Annotated in this window: 8 protein-coding genes; 3 read left to right on the forward strand and 5 right to left on the reverse strand. The window is 31.7% G+C overall.

Features of this window, described 5'->3' with window-relative positions:
* The first annotated feature begins 435 nt into the window (after positions 1–435).
* From ACEN2K_RS15120 to ACEN2K_RS15130, 3 genes are all read left to right on the forward strand, one after another.
* Positions 436–951, forward strand: coding sequence for a CAP domain-containing protein (locus ACEN2K_RS15120; protein WP_441760166.1), 516 nt, complete (start codon positions 436–438; stop codon positions 949–951).
* A 334-nt stretch (positions 952–1,285) separates the two neighbouring features.
* Positions 1,286–1,801, forward strand: coding sequence for a CAP domain-containing protein (locus ACEN2K_RS15125; protein ID WP_441760167.1), 516 nt, complete (start codon positions 1,286–1,288; stop codon positions 1,799–1,801).
* Positions 1,802–2,133: 332 nt separating this feature from the next.
* Complete coding sequence (locus ACEN2K_RS15130) at positions 2,134–2,649, forward strand: CAP domain-containing protein (protein WP_441760168.1); 516 nt, start codon at positions 2,134–2,136, stop codon at positions 2,647–2,649.
* A 306-nt stretch (positions 2,650–2,955) separates the two neighbouring features.
* On the opposite strand, the gene ACEN2K_RS15135 is transcribed toward ACEN2K_RS15130, so the two are convergent.
* From ACEN2K_RS15135 to ACEN2K_RS15155, 5 genes are all read right to left on the reverse strand, one after another.
* Positions 2,956–4,890 (reverse strand): OmpA family protein, encoded by a 1,935-nt coding sequence (locus ACEN2K_RS15135; protein WP_441760169.1) that lies wholly within the window; start codon positions 4,888–4,890, stop codon positions 2,956–2,958.
* Between the two features lie 30 nt (positions 4,891–4,920).
* Complete coding sequence (locus ACEN2K_RS15140) at positions 4,921–5,316, reverse strand: tetratricopeptide repeat protein (RefSeq protein ID WP_441760170.1); 396 nt, start codon at positions 5,314–5,316, stop codon at positions 4,921–4,923.
* 62 nt (positions 5,317–5,378) lie between these two features.
* Positions 5,379–6,407 carry a hypothetical protein gene (locus ACEN2K_RS15145; RefSeq protein WP_441760171.1) on the reverse strand — a complete coding sequence of 343 codons (1,029 nt, stop codon included), beginning with the start codon at positions 6,405–6,407 and terminating at the stop codon, positions 5,379–5,381.
* 10 nt (positions 6,408–6,417) lie between these two features.
* Positions 6,418–7,326: a PorP/SprF family type IX secretion system membrane protein gene (locus ACEN2K_RS15150; RefSeq protein WP_441760172.1), complete on the reverse strand. Its 909-nt coding sequence runs from the start codon at positions 7,324–7,326 to the stop codon at positions 6,418–6,420.
* Between the two features lie 158 nt (positions 7,327–7,484).
* Positions 7,485–10,853, reverse strand: a 3,369-nt coding sequence (locus ACEN2K_RS15155; protein WP_441760173.1) for a DUF7507 domain-containing protein, incomplete at its 5' end; no start/stop codon positions are given.

Here is a 10,853-nt window from a genome sequence, read left to right on the forward strand (position 1 = left end):
TTAAATTGGTTTGAATTACTTTAGTTGGTTTAAAAAAAAGACTATTTATCTTGATAAATAGTCTTTTTTTATTTTATAACCATTTTTTTTCTACACATCACTTCTTATTTTTTCGGATGGATGACAGCCTATACATTTTGAATCATTTTGTTATAATTTAAATAGTAGATCTTTTCAAGTTTTGTCTTTACGATTCATCGCAATTCAATATATTAAATACTAATCTTATTTATAATAAAGTATCTTAATCCAAAATTAAAAAACAATAATTTTTGTAAGATTAAATCCCGTTTTTTGAAAATATAGTGTAGTTCGTCGATTAAATATGTATTTTAATCTTGTTTGTTCTTAAGTTTGAATAACAAATTGAAAGAAACACATTTATAACGTTAAAGAGTTTGCCCCACAATCTACTTTAAACTTAACCTACTTATTATGAGAAAAAAATTACTTAGTATCTTATTATTGTCAACAGTAATATTTACAATGAATTCTTGTTCTTCTGATTCGTCTGAGTCTACAACTGAAGTTTCTAACTTAAGTGCAAAATCTCAAAAGGTTGAAAATTATACTTACAGCGCTTCAGAACTTGAAGCTATGAAATTAATAAATGATTACAGAGTAAGCGTTGGTTTGAACCCTTTACAGCAAATCAACCATATTTCTTATAAGTCAGAACAACATGATCATTACATGATTGAAAACAATGTAGTTAACCACGATGATTTTGTAGCACGCTCTCAAAATATCATTAACGTTTTAGGAGCAAAGACAGTAGGAGAGAATATCGCTTACAATTACAACACTCCAGAATCAGCTTTGACTGCTTGGTTGAAAAGTCCAGCTCATAAAGAAAACATCGAAGGTAACTTCACGCATTTTGGAATTGCAATAAGAGAGAATCCTACAACTGGGAAAAAATATTATACAAACATATTTGCCAAAATTTAATTGGTGTTAATTTGGCTTTAAAAAACTCTTTGCATTAGCAAGGAGTTTTTTTTTTATATCACTTTACAATTCTAGTCCTTTTATTCTTAATTAACCCCGATACTTTTATGAAAAGTTCTAGCTAAAATGTAAACTTCGTTTTTCATAGGAATAGGCAAATACTTAACAAATATGTAAGAATATTTATCTAAAAATTAACATATTGTGTAGTTCGTCGATTAAATATGTGCTTTAAGCCGATTTATTCTTAAGTTTGAATAACAAATTGAAAGAAACGCATTTATAACATTAAAGAGTTTGCCCCACATTCTACTTTAAACTTAACCTACTTATTATGAGAAAAAAATTACTTAGTATCTTATTATTGTCATCAGTAATATTTACAATGAATTCTTGTTCTTCTGATTCGTCTGAGTCTACAACTGAAGTTTCTAACTTAAGTGCAAAATCTCAAAAGGTTGAAAATTATACTTACAGCGCTTCAGAACTTGAAGCTATGAAATTAATAAATGATTACAGAGTAAGTGTTGGTTTGAACCCTTTACAACAAATCAATCATATTTCTTATAAGTCAGAACAACATGATCATTACATGATTGAAAACAATGTAGTTAACCACGATGATTTTGTAGCACGTTCTCAAAATATCATTAGCGTTTTAGGAGCAAAGACAGTAGGAGAGAATATCGCTTACAATTATAACACTCCAGAATCAGCTTTGAGTGCTTGGTTGAAAAGTCCAGCTCATAAAGGAAACATCGAAGGTAACTTCACGCATTTTGGAATTGCAATAAGAGAGAATCCTACAACTGGGAAAAAATATTATACAAACATATTTGCCAAAATTTAATTGGTGTTAATTTGGCTTTAAAAAACTCTTTGCATTAGCAAGGAGTTTTTTTTTATATCACTTTACAATCCTAGTCCTTTTATTCTTAATTAACCCCGATACTATTATGAAAAGTTCTAGCTAAAATATAAGCTTCGCTTTTATAGGAATAGGCAAATACTTAACAAATATGTAAGAATATTTATCTAATAATTAACATATTGTGTAGTTCGTCGATTAAATGTGTGCTTTAACCTGATTTATTCTTAAGTTTGAATAACAAATTGAAAGAAACGCATTTATAACATTAAAGAGTTTGCCCCACAATCTACTTTAAACTTAACCTACTTATTATGAGAAAAAAATTACTTAGTATCTTATTATTGTCAACAGTAATATTTACAATGAATTCTTGCTCTTCTGATTCGTCTGAGTCTACAACTGAAGTTTCTAACTTAAGTGCAAAATCTCAAAAGGTTGAAAATTATACTTACAGCGCTTCAGAACTTGAAGCTATGAAATTAATAAATGATTACAGAGTAAGTGTTGGTTTGAACCCTTTACAACAAATCAATCATATTTCTTATAAGTCAGAACAACACGATCATTACATGATTGAAAATAATGTAGTTAACCACGATGATTTCGTAGCACGCTCTCAAAATATCATTAGCGTTTTAGGAGCAAAGACAGTAGGAGAGAATATCGCTTACAATTACAACACTCCAGAATCAGCTTTGAGTGCTTGGTTGAAAAGTCCAGCTCATAAAGAAAACATCGAAGGTAACTTCACGCACTTTGGAATTGCAATCAGAGAGAATCCTACAACTGGGAAAAAATATTACACAAATATTTTTGCAAAAATATAGTTAGAGTTAGTTTAGTTTTGAATAATAGGAGTACCCGTTAATGGGTACTCTTTTTTTGTTGGATTCATATAGGTTCTTTTGTCTAAAGAATTATTTATATGTATTTAAGCTATAGGTTAGGGATAGTTAATATGGTCTCGATTTAATTAAAGATAGTATAAGTCAATTTTTGACATAAGTAGCAGGCTGGAAATTATTAATTTCTCTTTTTATTACTATTATAAAAAAACTATTAAGACTATAGGATGCATTTCTTTATGCAACATCTATGTTCTTAATAGTTTCATTTCTTATTATCGTAGCATTTTATAAATCAGTAATTATAAATTCACTTCTTCTGTTCATCTGATGCTCTTCTTCTGTACATTCTACGCCATCAGAGCAACGATTTATTAACTGGTACTCTCCGTATCCTTTACCAATTAATCTATCTTTATCAACTCCGTTTTTGATTAACCAGCTAATTGTTGATTTGGCCCTTCGATCAGATAATTTTTCATTGTATTTAGAAGTTCCACGACTATCTGTATGGGAACGAATGTCAAGTTTCATTTTAGGATATTCAATAAGCACATCTAATATTTTTTCTAAATCTAAAGCAGCTTCCATACGGATATCCGATTTGTCAAAATCAAAATAAATCATTTTGATTCCAAAGCATTTTCCTAAATCATCACCAACCACAACTTTACATATCTCTTTTTCTAATTCAATAGGTAAATCTGTTTTACCAGATTTTGATGCTATGCTTATTTTCTTTTCTACGGTTGAATAATCTTCTTTTTCAGCTCTAACTCGATAAGTTTCACTACATTCAATATCAAACGTATAAATGCCTTCTTCATTTGATAATGTTGTAGCAATTAAATTGAAAAGCTTATCATACAAACTTATTTTTGCTCCTACTAGAATTTCTTTTGTTTCTAGATCAGTTATTTTTCCAGATAGACTTTGTTCACAAATTTGTTTGGTGTCTTTAAACTTATATATATCGTCAGATCCTTGTCCTCCATCTCTATTTGATGAGAAAAAACCTTTTTTTGATTTAGTATCTATGATAAAAGCAAAATCATCTTTAGGTGAATTAATATCGTCACCGAGATTTTCAACTTTTTCAAATTGATGTTCTGAATTAATTTTAGAAACAAAAACATCTAAACCACCTATACCAAGGTGACCATCTGAAGCAAAATAAAGTTCATTTTGATCTGTTATGTAAGGAAAAGTTTCACGCCCTTCAGTATTGATAGATTTCCCTAGATTTATAGGCCTGCCCAGCGTTCCATCGGCATTTATAGCCGCTTTAAAGATATCAGATTTACCAAATGTACCTGGCATATCCGATACAAAATATAATGTTTTTTCATCAGGACTTAAAGCCGGATGTGCTACACTATAATTATCGCTATCTATATTAAGTTCTGAAATATCTGACCATTTGTCATCCACGTAAGTAGCTTTGTAAATTTTTAATAAAGTGGTTTGCTCAGAATCCTTGCCTTTTTTGCCATCTAGGTAATTGTTTCGGGTAAAATACATAGTTTTACCATCTTTAGTAAATGCTGGAGTTGATTCATGAAATCTAGAGCTAACATTTTTATCAAATTTACTTGGATTGCCTGCGCTTAATGAATCATCTAGTTCAGCTTCATACAAATTGGTGAAGTATTGTCCTGTCCATGAGTGTTTTCTTTGTTCTAAACTACCGGTATCTCTTGCTGTAGTAAAGACTAATTTATGTAGATAAAAACTACTTCCATAATCAGAATATTCAGAATTAATACCAGCATCTTCAACTTTATACCTGCCAGCATTGTTTCTGATATCTTGTAAATAATCTTCGTTTTTTATAAAAAGTTGACCTCTGCTATCTTCAGAATTTAACTGATTAAACTTTTCCATAATAGCATTCGCTTTGTCATTTTCTTTTATGGCACGTAATGACTGAGCGTAACGGTAATATATTTCAGGTTTTATCTCGCTATCCATCGTAAATAACTCTCCGTACCATTTAGCAGCATCTTCTAGTTTTGCATTAAAATAGTAAGCATTCGCTAATTTCTCAAACATATCGGCAGATCGGTAGCCTTTGTCAGCTAATCTTTCATAGGTCTTTATTGCATCAATATATGCGTAATTTTCATAGTTTTTATCGGCATTAGCAAGTTTTGCTTTTTGTGAATAAATGGGGCATGAAAAAATACTCATTATCGTTATCCAAAATAGTATATTTTTTTTCATAATCATTGTTTTTATAAGATGCTATACAATTCACTTTACTATTATTTCTTTGTTTGTAGTTTCATTTTCTGTTAATTTTGCAAATTTCTGCATCATAATAGTAGCCTTATCAATTTGTCCTATGGCTTTTAGGGCAATCGAGTATCTAAAATAATATTCAGAATTTGAATTGCTTTCTATTGCAAATAGTTCACCGTAGCATTTAACGGCTTTGTTCATCTCATTATTAAAATAATATCGATTAGCTAGTTTTTCGAACATGACTGCTGATTTGTATCCCTTTTTAATTACATTTTCATAGGTATTAACTGGGTTTACAGATACAGACTTCTCTTCAATAAAATTCACTTTATTGAGATGTTGTGAATACATATTTGCTGATATAAAGCTGATCACTAGTAAGTATAGGAATATAGATTTTCTCATAATATTTTTTTGTTATGCAAACGTTTAGGTATCTACTAAATTGTCTTTACTAATGCATTGGCTTATATTTTCGATAAATTATTAAACTGTTGCATGATATTGTCAGATTTTTCTATTTGACCTACCACTTTTAGCGCAGTAGCGTAGCGGAAGTAGTATTCAGTATCTAATTTTTCTTCCATAGCAAAGAGTTCACCATACCATCTAACTGCTTTACCCATCTCATTATTAAAATAAAAATTATTTCCTAATTTTTTAAACATCGCGACTGATTTATAACCCTTTTCTGCTACCTTTTCGTAGGTTTTGATAATATTTATGTAGGCATATCCATCTTTATTAGCTGGTACTTCAGCTACGTTTTCTACAATTTCAGTCTTTGATTTCGGTTTTGCAAGATTATCCTGCAATACTGATTTTAGATCTGCTGACTTTTCATTAGATTTTGCAACGGCTATTGTTTTTTCAACAAGTGGCTTCTTATCATTTGGTGGCACTATAACTTTATCTATTGTACTTTTAGTATTGGTCTCATTTTGTTTTGTAATCGATATATCTCTAACAGAATTTTCAGATTTATTTTGAAACATTAACCGGTCATTCTTACTATTCTTTGTTGAAACAACAATCGGTCTTTCCTCGCGTGTAGGTCTGGTCTTTGGAGGAAATGTTTTATTGCTTTCTACTTTTATTTGTCTATCATTTGTTCGCTCAGCTACCGGTCTATTTGCAGTAGGCTTTTTAAGATCATTTATTGCCACTTTTTTATTAGAATTTCTTATTTTTTTTTCACCAAATTTAGGAGTTACAACTCTAGTGTTATTTGGACCTAAATCTGTCGTCCTTATTAGGCTTTTATCAGAAACATTATAACTTGTAATGCTACCTCCAAATTTCATATTAATGGTTTCTACAACATGATAATATTTTATATATGTTACTGTTTTACTATCTGCATCTTGGTAGTGCTGTGAGACCATACTAGGTTGCTGAATATTAAGATTGTCATCTGTATTCATATGTTCCTGTGCATATCCTTTAGCTAAAAAGATATTAAATGTCGCTAGGTATATTATGGCACTTCTTTTCATGATAGTAGTTTTAAAAAAACCTAGGGGTAATTATTTTATTATTGTTCTTGAATAATTCATAGCGTAAGAAAATCTCATGTGACCCTGAATTATAATTGTCCAGCTTAGTAGTTTCTAAGTCGTAGCCATAACCTATGTATAATGCATCTGAAACTTGAAATCCAGCCATAACACTAACCGCAGCACTCCATCTATAAGCTGCTCCAAGCATAAGTTTATTAGCATACATAAAATTAGCAGACAAATCTACCTGTAAAGGCGCACCCGCAACCATTTTTGTAAGTAACGCAGGTTTGAATTGAATGTCTCTATTTAGGTCAAATATGTATCCAGCTATTAAATAGTAATTTATTTTTTCTTTAAAAATAGCTATCTCGTTATCATCATAGCGGTTGGTTTCAATGAAATTGGGTATCGAAAGTCCAACGTAAGCTTTACTGGAATGTAAGTAAAGACCTGCTCCAACATTAGGGGTGAATTTATTACTATAGTCATGTAAGCTGGGATCATCATCTACTGGGTTTAACCGAGTTACGTCGAGATCAAATAAGTTTGCTGTAGCTTTTATACCAAAAGAAAGTTTATAGTTTTCAGAGGTAGGAATAGTATATGATAAATCTGCTGAAATAGTATTCTCACGAGTAGGTCCTATTTTGTCATTTAATACAGATATACCTAAACCTAAATTACTGTTATTTAATGGGGTGTGCATGGAAACCGCATTGGTAACAGGAGCCCCTTCTAAACCTACCCACTGGGTTCTGTGAAGTGCAAAAATACTTAGCGCTCCTCTAGATCCAGCATAGGCAGGGTTTATATTAATTGTGTTGTACATGTATTGCGTATATTGAGCATCCTGCTGTGCTAAACACAGGATTGTCGTAAACATCAAGACGAAAGAAAATAGTTTTGTTTTCATAGTAGATATTTATTAGATAAATTATCATTCAAATTCCTGATTTTGAAATTTGATAGTTCATTTAAGAAAATTATTTAGTGTCTATCTTTCAAATACAAGCAAAATTACTGTTGTTTTAAATACTATAATTGTATTTAGCCTATAGATGTTAGTTCGAACTACTTATTCAGGTATAAATACCCTTCCTTTCTGTTAGTTTGCAATTCTCCAGTTCCTCCAACAGAAGTATAATTTAGTATATAATAATATGTTCCTGTAGGTAAGCCTGATGATTGTTTGATAGTTGTTCTGCCATAAGAGGTACCATTAAACGCATTTGAATTATTATTATAGTTAAGAGTTTCATAAACGAGAATACCCCATCTATTATAAATTTGAACACTATTATCAGGATAACAAAGAATGTCATCAATATTGTCTATTATGAAAACTTCATTGATTCCATCACCATTAGGTGAAAATGCATTATGAACGAGAACTGTACCACAACCTAATACTATTGCTGCTTCAACAGTTACATCATCAGATGCACTGATAGGTGTGTCATTTGGCGTAAATCCATTTGCAAATGCGCTATTAATAACTGAACCATTTTCTCTGTCACTTTGTATCACGGTATAATTTTGTACAAATTCTTTACTTTCTCCTGGTAGCATAACATCAATCACAGTATTTAATCCTGTTAATGGATCTGTAACGGTTATTTGATGCAACGTTAGATTACCTGAATTGATAACTTGTATGGTATAATTTATTATATCGCCTACAGAACTATAGTTTTCTGTAGATGTTGTTTTAATTACTGTTAAATTAGGATTTTGATTTATTATTGTAATTGTACAGTCTGGACATTCAGGAAGTATAGGACATGTTGTGCAAGGAGTAGGGTCACTGGATGTGTCTGTTACGTCACTTCCTGTTGGAGGTGTTGCTTTTACAAGTGCCAAATTGTAAACATAACCTAAGTCAATGTCATTTTGAGTAATAGCATGAATGGCTGTGAAGGTTGTGCTATTACTAGCTCCCGCCAAAAGGCTATTAATTGGTCCGCCATTTATTACGGCATTATTATCTGTAAGTGTTATATTAGTAAGAGTTACATTTCCTGTATTGGTCACTACAAAAGCGTAGATCACATTATCTCCCACATTAGTTATTCCATCATTATTTGTATCTTGATAAGTCCCATCTTTTGTTACTATAATGCTGGCAATTGTACAGATAGGAATTACATTGGCATCATCATTATCAATTGAATTTCCTGATTGATCTGTCACTATGGTATTATCTGGCGCAGTTCCATTAACTGTTGCTTGATTAGTAATTTTTCCAGTATTAATATCGGCTTGAGTAACCGTATATGTGGCAGTATATATCCATGTTTCAGTAACCTCTAATATATTGTTATTATTTGTATCGCCACTTTGTAAAGCTACAGCAGATAATCCTACATGATTATCAACAACAGCTACGGTATTCAAACTTACATTTCCAGGATTAGTTACCGTAAAGGTATAGGTTACTATATCTCCAACTTTTAATGTTGCGCAACCATTTGCTCCTACTGTGATATTATTGGTTTTCACTATTGTAATGTCTGCTGAAGTACAAATAGGAATTACATTGGCATCATCATTATCAATTGAATTACCAGACTGATCAGTCACTATGGTATTGTCGGGCGCAGTTCCATTAACTGTTGCTTGGTTAGTAATTTTTCCATTATTAATATCGGCTTGAGTAACCGTATATGTGGCAGTATATATCCAAGTTTCTGTAACCTCTAATATATTGTTATTATTTGTATCGCCACTTTGTAAAGCTACAGCAGATAATCCTGCATGATTATCAACAACAGCTACGGTATTTAAACTTACATTTCCAGGATTAGTAACCGTAAAGGTATAGGTTACTACATCTCCAACTTTTAATGTTGCGCAACCATTTGGTCCTACTGTGATATTATTGGTTTTCACTATTGTAATGTCTGGTGAAGTACAAATAGGAATTATATTGGTATCATCATTATCAATTGAATTACCAGATTGATCAGTCACTATGGTATTATCTGGCGCAGTTCCATTAACTGTTGCTTGGTTAGTAATTTTTCCATTATTAATATCAGCTTGGGTAACAGTATACGTTGCAGTATAAATCCAAGTTTCTGTAACCTCTAATATATTGTTATTATTTGTATCGCCACTTTGTAAAGCTAAAGCAGATAATCCTGCATGATTATCAACAACAGCTACAGTATTTAAACTTACATTTCCAGGATTAGTTACCGTAAAGGTATAGGTTACTACATCTCCGACTTTTAATGTTGCGCAACCATTTGTTCCTACTGTGATATTATTGGTTTTCACTATTGTAATGTTTGGTGAAGTACAAATAGGAATTACATTGGCATCATCATTATCAATTGAATTACCAGACTGATCAGTCACTATGGTATTATCTGGCGCAGTTCCATTAACTGTTGCTTGGTTAGTAATATTTCCATTATTAATATCAGCTTGGGTAACAGTATACGTTGCAGTATAAATCCAAATTTCTGTAACCTCTAATATATTGTTATTATTTGTATCGCCACTTTGTAAAGCTACAGCAGATAATCCTGCATGATTATCAACAACAGCTACGGTATTCAAACTTACATTTCCAGGATTATTTACTGTAAAGGTATAGGTTACTACATCTCCAACTTTTAATGTTGCGCAACCATTTGGTCCTACTGTGATATTATTGCTCTTAACAATTACGATATTAGGTGATTGGACAAGTTCTGTAATCGTACAATCAGGACAGGTTGGATCAATAGGACAAGAAGTGCATGGTGTAGGATCTGTTGACGTATCCTTGACATCATCACCAGTCGGAGGAGTTCCTTTTACAGTTGCCCAGTTATATACATATCCCGTGTCAATATCATTTTGTGTAATTGAATGCGTTGCAGTAAAGGTAGTGCTATCTGAAGAACCTGCTGAAAGGTTTATAGGCCCACCAATAACATCTGCATTAATATCAGTGACCGTGATGTTTGTAAGAGGTACGTTACTTGTATTAGTAATTACAAAATTGTATAAGACGTGATCACCAATATTAGTAATTCCATCGCTATTAGTATCTTCATATATTCCATCTTTTGTTATTTCTATAGAACAAGAGTTAATTGTTAATGTAACTGCTGTACGAGAGGGACTAATACAAGAATTATTATTATCGACAGTTTCGGCATAATAGGTCTTAGTTCCAACAAAATTTAAAGTAGGATTAGTTATTACTTGTCCACCAGTTGAGGAATCGTACCAAACAATAGACTGACCCACAAGAACAGTTGCTGTTGCAGTTAACGTTTGTACTGAAGGATTTTTACACTGAGTAATATTGCCACCAGAAATAGGAGGGTTGGGTCTTATATTGAATTTTACATTCACATCACTACTGGAGGCAGCACAAGGAGCATTTGAAATAGTCCAACGCAATACATACGCCGTTCCAGCAGTTCCAGAGAAGGTTGTTTTAGG

It is taken from the genome of Flavobacterium sp. W21_SRS_FM3 (assembly GCF_052113625.1).
Classification (GTDB): domain Bacteria; phylum Bacteroidota; class Bacteroidia; order Flavobacteriales; family Flavobacteriaceae; genus Flavobacterium.